The sequence below is a fragment of the Xanthomonas arboricola genome (assembly GCF_002940665.1).
Taxonomy (GTDB): Bacteria; Pseudomonadota; Gammaproteobacteria; order Xanthomonadales; family Xanthomonadaceae; genus Xanthomonas; species Xanthomonas arboricola_B.
This window is the reverse complement of record NZ_MIGY01000004.1, coordinates 66,436-83,875: the sequence shown is the minus strand read 5'-3', so window position 1 is coordinate 83,875 and position 17,440 is coordinate 66,436. Positions and strand designations below refer to the sequence as shown.

Genomic DNA, 17,440 nt, shown 5'->3' with positions numbered 1-17,440 from the left:
AAAAGCGGGGAGCGTATTCGGCGCTGCGAGTCGAGCTAGTCGAGGGCGACGACCGCCTTGCCGAAGTTTTCGCCGCGCAGCAGGCTGATCAGGCCCTGTGGGGCGCTGTCCAGGCCGTGCAGGACGTGCTCGCGGTACTGGATCTGGCCCTCGCGCAGCCACTGGCCCATCTCACGCAGGAAGGCGGGCATCAGGCGGATGAAGTCGTGCTGGATGAAACCGCGCACGGTCAGCCGCTTGCGCAGCACCTGGCCCATGAACTCCGGCAGCCGATCCGGCCCCGGCGAGGCCTGGCCGCGACTGTTGTAGGTGGCGATCACGCCACATACCGGGATGCGCGCGAAGTCGTTCAATTGCGGCAGTACCGCGTCGAAGACCTTGCCGCCGACGTTCTCGAAATAGATGTCGATCCCGTCCGGCGTGGCAGCGCGCAGTTGCTCGGCAAAGTCGTCGGCGCGGTGGTCCAGTGCCACATCAACGCGCAATACCTCGCGCAGGTACCGCACCTTTTCCTCGCCACCGGCGATGGCCACCACGCGCAAGCCCTGCAGACGCGCCAGCTGGGCCACGGTGGCGCCGACCGGCCCGCTGGCTGCCGCCACGACCAGGGTCTCGCCGGCCTGCGGCTTGCCGATTTCGTGCAGGCCGGCATAGGCGGTGAAGCCGGGCATGCCGTACACGCCGAGCGCGGTGCTGAGCGGCAGGGCATCGTCCTTGGGCAGCTTGCGCAGCGGCGTGGTGGGCGTGAGCAGGCTATGGCTCTGCCAGCCGCCGGGCAGCACCAGCAGGTCGCCAGGCTGATAGCCGGTATGGTGCGATTCGAGCACTTCGCCGACGGTGCCGCCTTCCATCACCGCGTCGATCTCCACCGGTGCGGCATAGGACGGGCCTTCGTCCATGCGCCCGCGCATGTACGGGTCCAGCGACAGGAAGCGGTTGCGCACCAGGATCTGCTCGTGCCCGGTGGGCGGCAAGGCGACTTCTTCAATACGGAAATTGTCGGCGCTCGGCTCTCCGTGCGGGCGCGAGGCCAGCACGATGCGGCGATTGGTGATCGATGTCATGGGGGATTCCTTGCGGAAAGGGCCGCGCGTACGCGACCGGGGGAGCGCAGCCGCGATGGCGGCTGCGCGCGGAAAGACGCGCGTGGTTGACTGCGTGCGTGCTGCAAGCCGATGCGTCAGGCTGCGTCGGCCGGCTCGGGGGCGCTTGCGGCATCGAGCTGTGCAATCTGATCGGCGCTCAGCGACAGCTGCGCGGCGGCCAGCACATCGTGCAACTGGGCCACGCTGGTGGCACTGACGATCGGTGCAGTCAGGCCCGGGCGTGCGATCAACCAGGCCAATGCGATCTGGGCCGGCGTCGCGCTGTGGGTGACCGCCAGATCGTCCAGTGCCTGCAGGATGCGCAGACCGCGCGGATTGACGTATTGCTTGACCACCGAGGCGCCGCGTGCGCTGCTCTTGCCGGCGTCGTCGCTGCTGCGGTATTTGCCGGTCAGAAAGCCGCTGGCCAGCGAGTAATAGCTGATCACACCGAGCTCGCGTTCGCGTACCAGCGGCTCCAGCTCGGCTTCGTAGCCGGCGCGATCGTAGAGGTTGTATTCCGGTTGCAGGCTTTCGTAACGTGGCAGCTTGTACTGCTCGGAAACATCCAGGGCATCGCGCAGGCGTGCGGCGCTGTAGTTGGACGCGCCGATCGCGCGCACCTTGCCCTGTTCGATCAAGCGGCCGAACGCGGCCAGCGTGGCTTCCAGCGGAATCGATGCGTCGTCTTCGTGCGCCTGGTACAGATCGATCACATCAGTCTGCAGACGGCGCAGCGAATCGTCCACGGCAGCGGCGATATTCTCCGGCGACAGGCCCGGATGCTCGCTCCATTTGGCCACCTTGGTGGCGATCAACACCTTGTCGCGTTTGCCGCTGCGTGCGAGCCAGCGCCCGATGATGGTTTCCGACTCGCCACCGCGGTTGCCCGGCACCCAGCCGGAGTACGCATCGGCGGTGTCGACCAGATTGAAACCGGCATCGACGAAGGCATCGAGCAACGCAAACGAGGTCGCCTCGTCGGCGCTCCAGCCAAACACATTGCCACCGAACACGATCGGTTGAACCTGCAGGCCGGAGCGGCCTAACGCGCGGGAATGGGTCATCACGGATGCTCCTGATTCGAACTGCCGACAGCATAGTCATGCGTGTCGATGTTGCGTGTGACACCTGCGTGGATTCTGCGTTCCGCCGATCGCCCTCATCGACTCACATCATTTGAACATGTCGCTTCCAGCCTGGTGCGGCGCGTCATGCGGCGCCTGGATCCATGCACATGGCAGGCTTCCGGCCGCATGCTAGGCTCGCGCTACTTTTTCCCGCAAAGGGCGCTGCGATGATCCGCAACAAGCTGGTGTGTGCATGTGTGGTGGGGATGGCAGTGGCGATGAGCGCGCCACTGGCAATGGCAATGAAACCGGCCGATAGCGCCAGCCTGCCGGCGCCCGACGCGGCGCTGCAGAAAGCCATCGACGGCAACTGGCGCGATCGTGTCTACGTGCAGCGCGATGTCTACCGTCATCCGGGCCAGACGCTGGCGTTCTTCGGCATCAAGCCGACCCAGACCGTCATCGAAATCACGCCGGGCGGCGGCTGGTACTCGGAGATCCTGGCGCCCTACCTGCGCGACAAGGGCAAGTACGTGGCGGCAGTGGTCGACCCGGCGGCGGTGCCGGAAGGCCGTGGCCGCGATTCGGCGCAGCGCGGGCGCGACGAGCTGGAGAAGAAGTTTGCCGCCAAGCCGCAGGTGTACGGCAAGCCGTCGTTCGTCTCCTATGTGCCCAAGACGCCCTCGTTCGGCGTGGACAATTCGGCCGATCTGGTGCTGACCTTCCGCAACGTGCACAACTGGCGCATGGCCGGCAATGCCGAGGCGATGTTTGCCGGCTTCTACAAGGTGCTCAAGCCCGGCGGTGTGCTTGGCGTGGTCGAGCACCGTGCCAAGGCCGACGTGCCGGCCGACGACAAGAGCGGCTATGTCGGCCAGGCGCAGTTGATTGCCATGGCCGAAGCGGCCGGGTTCAAGCTGGCCGGCAAGAGCGAGGTCAACGCCAATCCGCGCGACACCAAGGACTATCCCGGTGGCGTGTGGACCTTGCCGCCGAGCAACAGCCACGACAAGGCCGACGATGCCAAGTACAAGGCGATCGGCGAGAGCGACCGCATGACCTTGAAGTTCGTCAAGCAGTGAGGCGTCGCCTGCATGCCGACGCATCGGGCGGCGGCATGCGGGTCGTTGGCAGCTGGCCGCATCGCGTCGCTGCCGGGATGACGCGCGGCGTGCAATGACGACGCGACCGGGCGCGTGGCCGCACGGACAGGGGCGGGCAATGCCATGACGGCCGGCCACACCGGCGCCGGGATATTTGCCCCAAACACGCCAGCGATGCAGGACCGCGGGTGAAGCGATGCTCGCGGCACTGACGTTCGACGCCGTCAAAGGCAGATGCAGCGCATCCCCCGTCGCTCGTGGCGCGACCTCTTCAATTCACTGCATGACACCGCGCGCCACCTGCGTGTCCTGCAACGATCTTGCGCAACAGGACTGGCATGTTGGTGTTGTTGAACAAACCCTATGGCGTGCTGTCGCAATTCAGCGACCGCTCGCAGCCGCCCAAACGCACGCTGGCCGAATTCGGCCTGCCGGCCGACGTCTACGCAGCCGGCCGTCTGGATCACGACAGCGAAGGTCTGTTGCTGCTGACCGACGATGGCGCATTGGCGCATCGTTTGACCGACCCGCGCCACAAGCAACCCAAGACCTACTGGGTGCAGGTGGAAGGCGAGCCTGCACCTGCGCAGCTGCAGGCCTTGCGCGATGGCGTGCTGCTCAACGACGGTCCGACCCGTCCGGCCAAGCTGCGCAGGCTCGATCCCGTACCGGCACTGTGGCCGCGCGATCCGCCGGTGCGCGTGCGCAAGACCGTGCCCGATGCCTGGCTGGAACTGCAGATCACCGAAGGCCGCAATCGGCAGGTGCGGCGCATGACCGCCGCGGTGGGTCTGCCGACCTTGCGTCTGATCCGCGTGGCAATCGGCGACTGGACATTGGATGCGCTTGCGCCCGGCCAGTGGCGCCTCGAACAGACGCAGGCCGCGCGTCCGAGCAGGACGCGACGCTGAGCGTGATGCATCCGGTACGACGGTCGCTTCACCGTACGCGACGCTGAGTTGACGCATTCGGTATACCGGTCGCTTTACTGCACCGCCCATGCAGCATTACCCACTGGATTGGTAACGCAGGAAGGATGCAACGGTTGCGTGTCTGGATGGCCGATCCACTTCAACGATGGGTCGACCCGCGATGCTTCAGGACATGCGTGATGAGAGGGGCGCGAGTGCGGACAGGCAACGCGATTCACGTGGTCGGTGATGGTCCTGACCCGCACATGGTGTGTCGCATTCTTCGACCACGTGAGTGTCGATGACTTAGCGATGTGATGGTCACGCCGATGTCATCCACAAACAAAAACGCCACGGCGCAGGGCCGTGGCGTTTTTGTTCGTGCCTGGAAGGGCGGCTTATTCGATGCCGTCGCTCGGCGTCACTGCACCGCGGCGCTGGTAGGCCGCGCGACGTGCGCTGGCATTGCTGGCGTTTTCGCGATCCAGGCGGTGCACGTTACCGCCGAGGACCTGCTGGTCACGCTGGCGCTTGCGATAGACGGCATAGCCGATCAGGCCCAGGCCGGCGACGGCAGCAGCCACGGTGACGGCCGGATTGCGCTTGACCACTTTGCCGACGACCTTGCCGCCGGTGCGCACGGCACCCAATGCAGCGCCGGTCTTCAGCCACTCGCTGGCGCCGGGGCCGAAATGACGCAGGCTGCTGCCTGCATTACGGGCCTGGTCACCAGCGTTGGACGCGGCATGACGCAGGTGGTCGCCAGCATTGCCAGCCAGTTCCAGGGCACGCTCCAGGGCGCGTTCGGTGATCACAGTCAGCTTGCTCATTGGAGGCGTTTCCTTTCTGAGTACGTGGGCCGCAGTGTGTGGGCTGCTGCGTATAGACGGTGTTAGCGGTGCTAGGGCTTGTTTGGGTTGCGGTTAAGTAACGATGCGGGGCGATGCTGTGATCGGTGCTTACCTGGATTCGGTAGTTAACTGGATGCGGCAGAAGCCCGACCTGGCCGGTGTCGACGTCGACTCCCTTCTCAGGCCGGGAGAAGGTACCCCACAGGGGCGGATGAGGGTACGGCCGAAGCCACGTGCGCTTGAGCAGCGCATGGGCTTCTCCCCGTACCCTAACCCCAACCCCTCTCCCGAGGGGAGAGGGGCTCATATCAGGTGCCGCGCGGTTTTGCCCGATGGGTTGCAGTTGCGGACCATGGATCTTCCGGCCACGGATGTCTGGGATACCGTCCCTTCATCTCCTTCCTGACATCCGGGTATGTGGTGACCCAGAAGCTTTTCAAATCCTGCGTGACCTGCAACGGGCGCCCACCTGGCGAGAGCAGATGCAGGGTCAGCGGGATGCGACCGTCGGCGACGCGCGGGGTGTCGGCCAGGCCGAACAGTTCCTGCAACTTGACCGCCAGCACCGGCGGCAACGGCTGCTCGGCGTGGTCGAGGGCGTAGACGATCTGCCGTTCCATGCCCGAGGGCACGCCGATGCGGGTGGGCGCGTGGCGATCGATCAGCTGGCGGCGGTCCCACGGCAGGGCGGCCTTGAGCGCTTCGCCCAGTGTGGCCTCGTCCAGCGCATCCAGGCGGGTCTTGCCGGCGAAGGCCGGGCGCAGCCAAGTGTCCAGTGTCTCCAGCAACGCGGTGTCTGACAGGTCGGGCAGCGCAAGCTCGGGCATCCAGGCGCGTAACGACTGCAGGCGTGCGCGCCATTGGCGCAGGCCGTCGGTCCAGGGCAAGGCATCCAGGCCCAATTGACGCACTGCCTCGGTCAATGCGTCGGCGGCCTGCGCCGGATCGACGCGGCCGGCCGGGCGGCTGTCGAGCACGATGCGGTCGAAGCTGGATTGCCGGCGCGCCACCAGGGCGCGCTTGTCCGCATCCCACTGCACCAGATCCTGCTGCACGAAGCGCTCCGGCACGCTGTGGCGCAGATAGCCTTCGTCCACCGGCGCGGCGCGTAGCAATAACGCGTCCTTGGCTTCGTAACGCAGTTCGCTGGCGACCAGCCAGGGTTCGCCGCGCAGGTCGCTGTGGTCGAACAGGCGCGCGCTGCGGCCGTTGGCAAGCAGGTAGCGCAGCGGGTCGTTGGTATGGCGCGCGGCAATGCGGTCGGGGAAGGCGTGCGAGAGCAGGTCGCCGAGTGCATGCGCTTCCACGCTGGCGGGCGGGGCGCTGTCGCAGCGCAGCCGGCGTCGCCATTGCTTGGCGGCGCTGTCGATCGCGGCCAGGCCGCCGCGGTTGGCATCGTGCGCGCTGCGGCCTTGCCGGAAGGCGGCCAGTGCGCGCCAGCGCGCGGCCAGTCCATCGCCGCCCTGACGCAGCGGGTCGCGCGCTTCCAGCAAGGCGGCCAGGTCGCAGGCCAGCGCCACGCGGGCCGCATCGCCGGCCTGCGCCAGCATCGCGGCCAGGCGCGGATGCGTACCCAGCGCGAGCATGCGCCGACCCAGCGCGGTGATGCCGCCGCCGTCGGTGAGCGCGCCCAGTCGCTGCAGCAACTCGTGCGCGGCAGCCAGCGCGCCGGCCGGCGGGGCATCGACGAAACGCAGTGCGGCGCTGCCCCAGGCCGCCAGTTCCAGCGCCAGACCGGCCAGCTCCACGTGGGTGATCTCGGCGCGCCGCTGGGGTTCCAGCCGTTGCGATTGCGGCCATAGCCGGTATGCCCAGCCACTGGCCACACGCCCGGCGCGGCCGGCACGCTGGTCGGCCGAGGCCTGCGCAATGGTGGCGATGTCCAGCCGCGAGAAACCGCTGTTGGGATCGTAATGCGGCTCGCGCGCCAGCCCGCTGTCGATGACCACGCGCACGCCGGGCAGGGTCACCGAAGACTCGGCGACGTTGGTCGCCAGCACCACGCGGCGGTGCCCTGACGGGTCGGGCTGCAGCACCCGGCTTTGCGCTTCCACCGACAGCTCGCCATGCAGCGGCAGCACCTGCACGGCCGGGTCCAGCACGTCCTGCAGCGCGCCGTGCACGCGTGCGATCTCGCGTTGGCCGGGCAGGAACACCAGCACATCGCCCGGATGTGTGGCCAAGGCGTGTTCCACCGCGCGCCGGGTCTGCGGCTCCAGCGCTTCGTCGCGGCGCGCGGGAAAATGCGCGATCTCCACCGGGAAACTGCGCCCGGCGCTGCTCAGGCGCGGTGCGTCGAGAAAGCCGGCCAGGCGCTCGCCATCCAGCGTGGCCGACATCGCCACGATGCGCAGGTCCTCGCGCACCTGCGCCTGCACGTCCAGCGCCAGCGCCAGGCCGAGGTCGCCGGCCAGATGGCGCTCGTGGAATTCGTCGAACAGCAGCGCGCCGACGTGCTCCAGCATCGGGTCGTCCTGGATCAGCCGGGTCAGGATGCCCTCGGTGACGACCTCGATGCGGGTACGTGCGGAGGTCCTGTTCTCGAAGCGGATGCGGTAGCCCACGGTCTCGCCGACCGGCTCGCCCAGCTGGCGCGCCATGAACACCGCGGCGCTGCGGGCGGCGACGCGACGCGGCTCGAGCATCACGATCTTGCGACCGGCCAGCCAGGATGCGTCCAGCAAGGCCAGCGGTACCTGGGTGGTCTTGCCGGCCCCGGGCGGGGCTTCCAGCACCAGCCGCGGATGGGCGGCCAGGCTGTCGCGGAGCTGCGGCAGCAGTGGGGCGATCGGAAAAGCAGGCTCGGTCATGCGCGGGAAGGATACGGGGCCGCCACAGATGGCGCGATGGTTGGCCGTCGGGTGAAGCCTGTCAGGGAATCCGGAAGTGCTCACCTCTTCGGGCATTCAAGCGATGATTCCGGCGGCCGGCGCTGCTTCAGATCGGTAAGACACATGTCGACAACCGATGTAATCCACGATCTGGATGCACCATGTCTGCTGTCACCCCGAAATTCGTCAGCCTGCAAAGCAAGCTGCTCGGCGCGCTCGCGCTGGGTCTGTCGGTCATCCTGCTGTGCGCCCTCGGCGGTCTGGGCACGGCGTGGCTGAGTCTGTCGGGCAAGGTGCCGCCGGAGGTGGCGCAGGCCTCCAGCAGCGAAGAGATCACCCGCGATTTCCGCTTGCAGGTGCAGGAATGGAAGAACGTGCTGATCCGCGGGCGCGATCCGGCGCAGTTGGACATGCATCTGACTGCCTTCCGCGAGCAGGGCAAGAAGGTGCAGGCCAGCACCGAGGCGCTGGCCACGGCAACCCAGGACCCGCAGGCGCGCACCCTGGCGCAGGACTTTGCCAAGGCGCATCTGATCTTGCAGAGCAATTACGAAGCGGCGCTGGACAAGTTTGCCGAGGCCGGCTACGACACCCAGGTGGGCGATCAGCTGGTCAAGGGCCAGGACCGCGCGCCCAGCCAGACGCTGGAAGCGCTGGTGACGCGCAGCAAGACCCTGGTCGATGCGGCGGTGCTGGCAGGCTCGCAATCGGCGCAGCACAAGCTGGTGCTGTCGGCGGTGGCCACCATCGTGGCGGCGTTGTGCCTGGTGGCGGTGCTGGGCTGGTGGATCCGTCGCTCGATCGTGCGCCCGATCGAACACGTCGCACGCGCGGCGCGCCAGGTGGCAGCCGGCGATCTGTCGGCGCGTGCGGCGGTCAGCAATCGCGATGAAATCGGTCTGCTCGGCCAGGCCATGGGCCAGGTGGTCAACACGCTCAGCGATGTCTCTACCGCGCAGGCCGACATGGCGCAGCGCCACGAAGCCGGGCAGATGAGTTACCGCATGGATGCGCAGGCCTTCCCGGGCGCGTACGGCCGCATGGTCGACGACACCAATGGCCTGATCGGCGCACAGGTCGGTCTGATCGGCAACATGCTGCAGGTGATGCAGCATTACGCGGTGGGCGACATGTCGGTGGACATGCCGCGCCTGCCGGGCGAGAAGGCGCAGATCACCGAGGCGATGGACACCACCAAGCGCAACCTGGCGGCGATCAACGGCGAAATCCGTGGCCTGGTCGACGCAGCTGCGGCCGGCGACTTCGCCACGCGCGGAAATGCAGAGGCCTACCAGTTCGAATTCCGCGCCATGGTCAGCGGCGTCAACGGCCTGATGCAGAACGTGGACCAGAACCTGGCCGAGCTGTCGCAACTGCTCAAGGCGATTGCCGATGGCGACCTGACCGCGCGCATGCACGGCAACCAGCAAGGCGTGTTCGCGCGCATGCGCGACGATGCCAACGCCACCGTGCAGCGCCTGACCGATATCGTCGGCGACATCACCCTGGCCGCGCAGACCATCCGCACCGCCTCGGCGGAGATTGCCGCCGGCAACAACGACCTGGCGCAGCGCACCGAACAGCAGGCCGCCAACCTGGAAGAAACCGCCGCCTCGATGGAAGAACTCACCTCCACCGTGCGCCAGAACGCCGACACCGCGCAGCAGGCCAGCCGCGGCGCGCAGGCGGCCGCGGAGATCGCCGGCCGCGGCGGCGAGATGGTGGCCAGCGTGGTCGACACCATGGGCGAGATCGAGGTCTCGTCGAAGAAGATCGCCGAGATCATCAGCGTCATCGACGGCATCGCGTTCCAGACCAACATCCTGGCCTTGAACGCGGCGGTGGAAGCCGCACGGGCGGGCGAACAGGGCCGTGGTTTCGCCGTGGTCGCCTCGGAAGTGCGCGCGCTGGCGCAGCGTTCGGCCGGCGCGGCCAAGGAGATCAAGCACCTGATCGATGCCTCGGTGGACAGCGTGGAGCGTGGCAGCGCGCGCGTGGATCAGGCCGGGCAGACGATGCAGCAGATCGTGCAGTCGGTGCAGCAGGTCACCACCTTGATCGCGGAAATTTCCGCGGCATCGCGCGAGCAGTCGTCCGGCATCGAGCAGGTCGCCCGCACGGTCAACGACATGGACGAAACCACCCAGCGCAATGCCGCACTGGTGGAAGAGGCCTCCGCCGCAGCACGAGCGATGGAAGAGCAGGCGGTGGAACTGAGCGAAGCGGTAGCGGTGTTCCGTCTGGATGCACGCCGGCCGCGCCTGGCGGCTGCGGCGTGATACAAGACCACGAGCAAAGATGCCAGGCACACGCCTAGCTGCAGTCAACAGCTAGGTCAAACGCCTGGTCGGTCGAGCATGCGGTGCCCTCACCGCTCGCGGGACACGCCGTGAATTCATCCGTGGAGGCTTGGTGGCGGCATCCATGCCGCCACACGGTCCCGCAATCGACGAGGACACCGCACCAGAGCGTTGGTCGGTGGCCGGGTCAAAACCCGTTTTTGCTTTGGAACGCCGAGGAGTTTGAGATCGCCTTGTTCAACGCTTGCCTGTTGCTCGGCTTCGATTGAGGGGCTCACTGGGCTCCCACAATCCGAACAACGCACGTCGTGCATTGCTTGCACCAAGCACACCGACCATCGCGCTTGGTCCTTGCCCGCCTACCGTCGCGGGACCTTACGCGGCATGGATGCCGCGTAAGAGCCTCCATGGACGGATTCACGGCGTGTCCTGCGATGGTGGGCGGGCAAGGGCCCTGCAGCCAAGCAACAGATCGACCGCTCCACGATCGATCCATCGACACCATCCAGCCACTTCGAGATACACGAAAACTGCGCTAAAAACCTGCGAATTCAAGTCGCGGCGTCGTCGCACGATCAGGCCAAACCAGGCCGACCTCGGTATCAGGTCGTCACCCCGCTTCGCGCATCCGGGCGGTCAGGCCCTTGAGGAAAGCGCGCAGCAGCTGGTCGCCGCAGGGGCGGAAATTCTTGTGGCCGGGCTGGCGGAATAGCGCAGACAGTTCCGGTTTGGACAGCGGGAAGCCGGCGCTGGCGAAGATGGCGTGCATGTCCACGTCTTTCAGCTCGAAGGCCACGCGCAGTTTCTTCAGCACCAGGTTGTTGCCGACGCGGGTTTCCAGCGGACGTACCGGCTGGCTTTCGTCACGGCCGCGAAAACGCAGCACCAGGCCGTCGAGGAAGCGCGCCAGCATCGCGTCGGTGCAGGGCTCGAAGCCGGGCTCGTCCTCCTTCTTCAGCCAGGCCTGTACCTGCGGCTTGTCGAGCGCGAACTCCGGGTCGGCCAGGTGGGTGATCTCCACTACCTTGTCGTCGCTGAGGTCGAGCATGTAGCGGATGCTGCGCAGTACATCGTTGTGGATCATGACAATTCCGGGGCCCCGGCCTGTCGCCGGAAAGGCGCCATTCTACGGGGCCGATGCGCAACGCGGCGTATGCCCCGCCGGTCCGTTGCCGAAGCGGCTGCCGCTCAGCTGCCGCGGTAGGTGGAATACCCGTACGGCGAGAGCAGCAGCGGCACGTGGTAATGGCCGTCGTCGGCGATGCCGAACGCGATCGGGATCTGCTCCAGGAATGGCGGGTCCGGCAGTGCGGTGCCGGTGGCACGCCAATAGCCGGCCACCTCGAACTCCAGCCGGTAGCGGCCGGGTTGCAGCGTGAGCGCGGCCAGTTCGGGGCAACGCCCGTCCTGGTTGGTGACCCCGGCAAAGTGCAGGCCGGCGTCGGCGAACAGACGCAAGGCGATGCCGGCGGCGGGGCGGCCGGTGGCGGTATCCAGCACATGGGTGGACAGCGTGCTCATGCCACCGCCTGGGTCGGTTGCGGCCATTGGCCGACGAATTCGGGCTGGTCGTAGGCCAGGTAGCTGTCGACGATGGCCTGGCGGTCGTCCAGGAACAGCTGATCGGCCACCGCGCGGGCCAGCCGCGGCAGCGCGACCTTGAGCCCGGACAGCGCTGCCGCCGACGGGCCGTGGTTGATCAGCGCCGAATAGTTGAAGGCGAACACCCCATGCAGCAGCGCGGCATCCTCGGGCGTGCGCGGCAGCAGTTCGAAGCCCGGCCCCAGGTAGGGATGTGCATCCAATACCGGATTGGCCTGGCCCGGCGGCGGCTGGTAGCGGTCGGCCCAGCAGGCGATGCGCCCGGACAGCGCGGCCAGTTCCGGGCGCAGCTGCGGGTCGGTGACCAGGCCGGTGGCAACGGCGAGGAAGTCGAAGCGATGCTCGCCCTGCGGCGTACGGACCACTACTTGGCCATCGCGCTCGGCCACCTCCAGCCACGGCGCGCCCAGGTGCAGCGCAAAGCCGGCATGCGCGCAGGCGCGTTGGAAGGTGTCGTTGGTCGGCGGCTGGTTGTGTGCGAAGAAGCTGGCCATCATCCGGTATTTGTCCGCATCCGGCAGCGTGAGAAAGCGCGGAATGATGCCGGCCTGTTCCATGTGGCGGAACGGATTGATGCGCGGCAATGCGCTGCGGCGCACGAACACCTCCGCACTGGCGACGCCTTGCTCCAGCGCGAAACAGGCATTGTCGAATGCCGAGGCGCCGCCGCCCAGGATGCCCACGCGCTTGCCGGCCAGCGCGGCGAAGTCGATGTGGCCGGAGGTGTGCGCGTAGCGCTCTGCGGGCAGGGCGCGGCTGATCCAGTCCGGCACCATCCATTGGCCGCCGCCCTGGATGCCGGTGGCCAGGATCAGCTTGCGCGTGAGCAGCGGCGCGCCCATGGCCAGATGCAGGCGGTGGATGCCCGGCGCCACGTCCGGCTCCACGCGCGCCAGCTGGGTGGCGTTGCGCACCGGCAGGCGCAGCACCGCGCGGTACCAGCGCAGATAGTCCATCCAGCCGCCGCGTGGAATCTTGTCCAGCGCGTCCCAGCCGGCGCTGCCGTGCTGGGCTTCCCACCAGGCGCGGAAGGTCAACGAGGGCACGCCCAGGTCGATCGAGGTGATCTGCTTGGGCGTGCGCAGGGTCTGCATGCGCGCATAGGTCACCCACGGACCTTCCTGCCCCGCGGCGTTTTCATCGATGACCAGCACGTTGTGCACGCGCTCGCGTTGCAGTGCGAACGCCGCGCCCAGGCCGCTCTGGCCGGCGCCGACGATCACCACGTCATACACGTGCCCGGCCGGATGCACGTGCGGCTGCGTCCATGCATCGCCGCCGTGGGCCAGGCGTTGCAGGTCGTGGTGGAGCTCGCGTTCGAGTTGGGCCAGGCTCATGGCAGTGCCTCCAGGCGCAGGTGAACGATCTTGCCGATCTCGGCGAGGGCGGTGGACAGTTCTTCGCTGCGCGATGCATCCAGCCGGCGTTCCAGTGCGGCCAGGATGCCGGCCTTGTCGTGCAGCCGCACGCAGATCACGAACGGAAATCCGAACCGGTGGCGATAGGCCTGATTGAGCGCGTGGAAACGCTTGAACTCGGCTTCGCTGAGCCTGTCCAATCCGGCCGCGGCCTGCTCGGCCGCCGACGCGGCGGTGAGCGTGCGGTCGATCGCCGCCTTGCCGGCCAGCTCCGGATGGGCGCGGATCAACGCAATCTGGTCCTCCTGCGCCGCGTCGAACACCACCTGCATCAGTCCGCGATACACATCGGCGAGCGGGCGCCGCCGTGCAGCGCGTTCCACCACCCACGGCGAATGCTCGAACAGCTCGCGATAGCGCGCCACGAAGGCGGCATCGTCCAGCACGCCGTCGTCGATCACGCTCATGCATGGGTCCCCTGCAGCGAGACATGCGCGGCCACCACTTTCCAGCCGTCGGCAAAGCGTACCCAGCTCTGGCTCTGGCGGCCGCGCGCGCTGCTGCCGGCGCGAACGAATTCCGCATGTGTGGTGGCGAAGTCGTGGCCGAAGCCATGCACCTGCACCTGCACAAGCTGGCGTTGCGGCGAGCCGCCGCGGCCGATGCGGAAGGCGCGGATCGCCTCGATGCCGTACAGCACCTCGCCCACGCCGTAGCGCACCGTGCTGGGTGCGGGGTGGAACAACGCATCCATTGCGGCGATGTCGTCGTCCATCAGGGCCTGTTCGTAGGCATGGAAGGCGGCGGTCACTTGCGTGATCACCTCGGGTAGGTCGATGTCGGCGGTGTCGATGCTCATGCCGGATGGACCTGCAGCCAATGCCGCGCAATATCGATGCGGCGCGCAATCCAGGCATCGCCGCTGGCCAGCACGTGATCGACGAAACGTGCCAGGGCCGCCGCGCGCGCCGGCTTGCCGACGATGCGCCCGTGCAGGCCGACCGACAGCATGCGCCCGCCTTCGCTGCGCAGTTGCTCGAAGCCATCACGCAGATAGCGGAAGAACGGCTCGCCGTCGGCAAAGCCGTTGTAGGCGACGAATTTCATGTCGTTGGCGTCCAGCGTGTACGGCACGATCAACTGCGCACGGCCGTGCCGGTGGTCGTAGTACGGCACATCGTCGGCGTAGCTGTCGGCGTCGTAGACAAAGCCGCCTTCCTCGGCGACCAGCCGCGCGGTGTTGGGGCTGGTGCGGCCCTGGTACCAGCCCAGCGGGCGGCTGCCGGTGGCGCGGGTGTGCACGGCGATGGCTTCGGCGATATGCGCACGCTCGGTGGCTTCATCCACATGCTGGTAATCGATCCAGCGCAGGCCGTGGCTGGCGATCTCCCAGTCGGCGGCCTGCATCGCGGCGACCGCTTCGGGATTGGAGGCCAGTGCCTGCGCCACGCCGAATACGGTCACCGGCACATTGCGCGCAGTGAACAACCGATGCAGCCGCCAGAAGCCGGCACGGCTGCCGTATTCGTACAGGCTTTCCATCGCCATGGCGCGCGCGCCGGGCTGCGCTTGCGTGCCGACCATCTCCGACAGGAAGGCCTCCGAGCCGGCATCGCCGTTGAGCACGCAGTTTTCCGCGCCCTCTTCGTAATTGATGACGAACTGCACCGCGATGCGCGCGCCACCGGGCCACTGCGCCGCAGGCGGGGTGGCGCCATAGCCGACCAGGTCGCGCGCTGTGCTCATGCATGCGGCTCCGCGTGCCAGGCCGCCAGTGCGGCTTCCACCGCCAGCCCTGGTGTGCAGGCGTAGCCTTCGGCGCGCAGCACCGCTTCCAGCGCGGCCAGGGTGATCAGCACCTTGTGCTTCATCGCGTTGTAGCCCATCGCGCCGATGCGCCAGATCCTGCACTGCAGCGGCCCGAACGCGGTGCCGATCTCGATCTCGAAATCCTCGCGCATGCGCCGGCGCACCGCATCGCTGTCGATGCCGTGCGGAATCACCACGCCGGTGACATTGGTCATGCGGTGCGCATCGTCGCCGAACACCTCCAGCCCCAAGGCGCGGATGCCGGCGCTGACCGCACGCCCTGCGGCGGCGTGGCGGGCGAAGCGGGCGTCCAGGCCTTCCTGCAGCGCCACGCGTGCGCATTCGCGGGCGCCGTACAACATGGTGGTGGCTTCGGTGTGGTGATTGAGGCGCTTGTCCGACCAGTAATCCATGATCATCGCCAGATCGAAATAATTCGAAGCGATACGCGGCCCGCTGCCGTTGACGATGTCCTCGCGCACGATGCCGCGCTCGACATGGCGACGCGCGAAGATCGCCTCGGCCGCCGCGTCGGAGACGGTGATCGGCGCCGAGCCGGACGGCCCGCCCAGGCATTTCTGCAGGCCGCCGGTGACCACGTCCACGTCCCAGCGATCGCTGGCGATGGGCATGCCGCCGATGGTGGCGGTGGCATCCACGTAACTCAGCGCGCCGGCCGCGCGGCACAGCGCGCCGAGGCCATCCAGCGGCTGGGCCATGGTGGTGGAGGTGTCGCCGTGCACGGTAGCGACCAATTTGGGTGCCACGCGTTCGATCGCCTCGGCGATTGCAGCAAGCGGCACCACCTCGCCCCAGGGCGCATCCACGGTGTGCACGTCGGCACCGAGCCGGCCCAGGATCTCGGTGAGCAGCAGGCCGAAGCGGCCGAAGTTGATCACCAGCACGCGGTCGCCCGGGCTGACCAGCGACACCAGCGCCGCCTCGATGCCGGCGCGTGCGGTGCCGTCGACCAGAAACGTCCAGCGATTCTCGGTGCCGAACAGCGGCCGGTACAGCGCCATCACCTCGTTCATGTAGGTGGTCATTTCCGGATCGAACTGGCCGAGCAGATCGGCGGCCATCGCACGCAGCACGCGCGGATGCGCATTGACCGGACCCGGGCCCATCAACAGCCGTTGCGGGGGATCGAGCTCGCCGAAGGTGTGCAGGTGACGCAGATCAGGTGACAAGGGGATCTCCCAGGTGTTCGATGAAGTGGCGCATGACCGCCAGTGCGAGCTCGGCATCGGCCGAGGCCACGTGTTCGTCCGGATGATGGCTGATGCCGCCGGCGCAACGCACGAACAGCATCGCGGTGGGGCAGAGCGCGGCCATCACCATCGCATCGTGGCCGGCGCCGGACACCAACTGGCGCGGCACGATGCCTTGTGCGGTGACTGCGTGTTGCAGACGGGTCATCAGTGCCGGTGCGCAGGGGCTGGCGGCCAGCGTCTGCAACGGGTCGATGGCGATGGCGATGTTGCGGGTTTTGCCGATACAGGCCAGAGCGCGTTCGATCTCCAGCACTGCCGCATCGCGCGTTGCATCGTCGCCGGCGCGCACGTCCAGCGTGCAGTCCACCCGGCCGGGCACCACGTTGGTGGCACCGGGTGCGACCTGCAGCTTGCCGACCGTGGCGACCAGGTCGTCGCTGCCGGCGCGTGCAATCCCTTCGATGGCCAGCAAGGCCTCGGCAGCGGCGCTCAATGCATCGCGACGCAAGGCCATGGTGGTGGTGCCGGCGTGGCCGGCGCGGCCGTCGAAGCGCAGGGCAAAGCGCCGCTGCGCGGCGATCGCGGTGACGATGCCGACCGGCAGGCCTTCGGCTTCCAGCACCGGGCCTTGTTCGATATGCGTTTCCAGATAGGCCAGCACGCTGCCGGGCGCGCGTGCGGCTTGCTGTAGGTGCGCGATGTCCAGATCCCAGTCGGCCAGCGCGCTTGCCACGTCGGTGCCGGCCGCGTCGGTGACCGCCAGCGTGGCGGGGTCGAGCGTGCCGGCGACTGCGCGGCTGCAGAACATCGAGGCAGGAAAGCGCGACCCTTCCTCGTCGCCGAAGGCGATCACCTCGATCGCGAACGGCAGGCGCCGGCCCTGGGCATGCAGCGTGGCGACGCATTCGATGCCGAGCAGGATGCCGAGCGGGCCGTCATAGCGCCCGGCATCGCGCACGCTGTCCAGATGGCTGCCGATCAGCAGCGCCGGTGCGTCGGCACGCGCGCCTTCGTAGCGCCCGATCAGGTTGGCCGCGGCGTCCAGACGCACCTGCATGCCGGCCTGGCGCATCCATTCGCCCACCTGTGCGACGGCGGCGCGATGCGCCGGGCTGAGCCAGGCGCGGAACAGCCCGCCGGGTGTGTCGCTGTAGGGCGGCAGGCCCAATGCGTCGCAGCGGGCGACCGCGCGTGCGCCCGAGCTGTGGACGGGTGAGCTGGGTTGCGCGCTCAGCATGGGGTGCCGTGCGGGGGTGTTGTTTTAATGCAGCTGCCAGGACCGCGATGCGACAGGGACTGATGCATG

15 protein-coding genes are annotated in these 17,440 nt (G+C 67.7%); 3 read left to right on the top strand and 12 right to left on the bottom strand.

The window, feature by feature from the left end; translation table 11 throughout:
* Nucleotides 1-35 precede the first annotated feature (35 nt).
* Together XarjCFBP7645_RS20170 and XarjCFBP7645_RS20165 are read right to left on the bottom strand one after the other, a co-directional pair.
* Complete coding sequence (locus XarjCFBP7645_RS20170) at nucleotides 36-1,064, bottom strand: NADP-dependent oxidoreductase (protein WP_047124557.1); 1,029 nt, start codon at nucleotides 1,062-1,064, stop codon at nucleotides 36-38.
* Between the two features lie 116 nt (nucleotides 1,065-1,180).
* Nucleotides 1,181-2,152: an aldo/keto reductase gene (locus XarjCFBP7645_RS20165; protein WP_053046058.1), complete on the bottom strand. Its 972-nt coding sequence runs from the start codon at nucleotides 2,150-2,152 to the stop codon at nucleotides 1,181-1,183.
* A 230-nt stretch (nucleotides 2,153-2,382) separates the two neighbouring features.
* Between XarjCFBP7645_RS20165 and XarjCFBP7645_RS20160 the strand changes: the two genes are divergently transcribed.
* Together XarjCFBP7645_RS20160 and XarjCFBP7645_RS20155 are read left to right on the top strand one after the other, a co-directional pair.
* On the top strand, nucleotides 2,383-3,237 hold the full coding sequence (locus XarjCFBP7645_RS20160) for a class I SAM-dependent methyltransferase (RefSeq protein WP_053046057.1): 855 nt from the start codon (nucleotides 2,383-2,385) through the stop codon (nucleotides 3,235-3,237).
* A gap of 359 nt (nucleotides 3,238-3,596) precedes the next feature.
* Entirely contained in the window at nucleotides 3,597-4,169 is a 573-nt protein-coding gene (locus XarjCFBP7645_RS20155) for a pseudouridine synthase (RefSeq protein ID WP_053046056.1), read from the top strand.
* 398 nt (nucleotides 4,170-4,567) lie between these two features.
* On the opposite strand, the gene XarjCFBP7645_RS20150 is transcribed toward XarjCFBP7645_RS20155, so the two are convergent.
* Both XarjCFBP7645_RS20150 and hrpB read right to left on the bottom strand, forming a co-directional pair.
* Entirely contained in the window at nucleotides 4,568-4,999 is a 432-nt protein-coding gene (locus XarjCFBP7645_RS20150; protein ID WP_053046055.1) for a hypothetical protein, read from the bottom strand.
* Nucleotides 5,000-5,328: 329 nt separating this feature from the next.
* Nucleotides 5,329-7,830, bottom strand: a complete 2,502-nt coding sequence (gene hrpB / locus XarjCFBP7645_RS20145) for an ATP-dependent helicase HrpB (RefSeq protein WP_053054109.1) — start codon at nucleotides 7,828-7,830, stop codon at nucleotides 5,329-5,331.
* Between the two features lie 182 nt (nucleotides 7,831-8,012).
* Here hrpB and XarjCFBP7645_RS20140 point away from each other — a divergent pair, with 182 nt between their 5' ends.
* A complete protein-coding gene (locus XarjCFBP7645_RS20140; RefSeq protein ID WP_053051123.1) occupies nucleotides 8,013-10,130 on the top strand; it encodes a methyl-accepting chemotaxis protein in 2,118 nt (705 codons plus the stop codon).
* A 631-nt stretch (nucleotides 10,131-10,761) separates the two neighbouring features.
* Here the strand turns inward: XarjCFBP7645_RS20140 and XarjCFBP7645_RS20130 are convergent.
* From XarjCFBP7645_RS20130 to XarjCFBP7645_RS20095, 8 genes are all read right to left on the bottom strand, one after another.
* Nucleotides 10,762-11,235, bottom strand: coding sequence for a DUF1456 family protein (locus XarjCFBP7645_RS20130; protein ID WP_016901421.1), 474 nt, complete (start codon nucleotides 11,233-11,235; stop codon nucleotides 10,762-10,764).
* A 104-nt stretch (nucleotides 11,236-11,339) separates the two neighbouring features.
* Nucleotides 11,340-11,699 carry a hydroxyisourate hydrolase gene (uraH, locus tag XarjCFBP7645_RS20125; protein WP_053046052.1) on the bottom strand — a complete coding sequence of 120 codons (360 nt, stop codon included), beginning with the start codon at nucleotides 11,697-11,699 and terminating at the stop codon, nucleotides 11,340-11,342.
* On the bottom strand, nucleotides 11,669-13,090 hold the full coding sequence (hpyO, locus tag XarjCFBP7645_RS20120; protein WP_053046051.1) for an FAD-dependent urate hydroxylase HpyO: 1,422 nt from the start codon (nucleotides 13,088-13,090) through the stop codon (nucleotides 11,669-11,671). The genes uraH and hpyO overlap by 31 nt, the downstream gene beginning before the upstream one ends.
* Nucleotides 13,087-13,578, bottom strand: a complete 492-nt coding sequence (gene uraD / locus XarjCFBP7645_RS20115) for a 2-oxo-4-hydroxy-4-carboxy-5-ureidoimidazoline decarboxylase (protein ID WP_053046050.1) — start codon at nucleotides 13,576-13,578, stop codon at nucleotides 13,087-13,089. Before uraD ends, hpyO begins: the two co-directional genes overlap by 4 nt.
* Complete coding sequence (hpxZ, locus tag XarjCFBP7645_RS20110; protein ID WP_053046049.1) at nucleotides 13,575-13,970, bottom strand: oxalurate catabolism protein HpxZ; 396 nt, start codon at nucleotides 13,968-13,970, stop codon at nucleotides 13,575-13,577. Before hpxZ ends, uraD begins: the two co-directional genes overlap by 4 nt.
* Nucleotides 13,967-14,857 (bottom strand): allantoinase PuuE, encoded by an 891-nt coding sequence (gene puuE / locus XarjCFBP7645_RS20105; RefSeq protein ID WP_053046048.1) that lies wholly within the window; start codon nucleotides 14,855-14,857, stop codon nucleotides 13,967-13,969. Before puuE ends, hpxZ begins: the two co-directional genes overlap by 4 nt.
* The gene (locus XarjCFBP7645_RS20100; protein WP_053046047.1) at nucleotides 14,854-16,110 is read right to left on the bottom strand and encodes a pyridoxal-phosphate-dependent aminotransferase family protein; all 1,257 of its coding nucleotides are present in this window, start codon (nucleotides 16,108-16,110) and stop codon (nucleotides 14,854-14,856) included. The genes puuE and XarjCFBP7645_RS20100 overlap by 4 nt, the downstream gene beginning before the upstream one ends.
* Nucleotides 16,100-17,371 carry an allantoate amidohydrolase gene (locus tag XarjCFBP7645_RS20095; RefSeq protein ID WP_039814038.1) on the bottom strand — a complete coding sequence of 424 codons (1,272 nt, stop codon included), beginning with the start codon at nucleotides 17,369-17,371 and terminating at the stop codon, nucleotides 16,100-16,102. The genes XarjCFBP7645_RS20100 and XarjCFBP7645_RS20095 overlap by 11 nt, the downstream gene beginning before the upstream one ends.
* Nucleotides 17,372-17,440 lie beyond the last annotated feature (69 nt).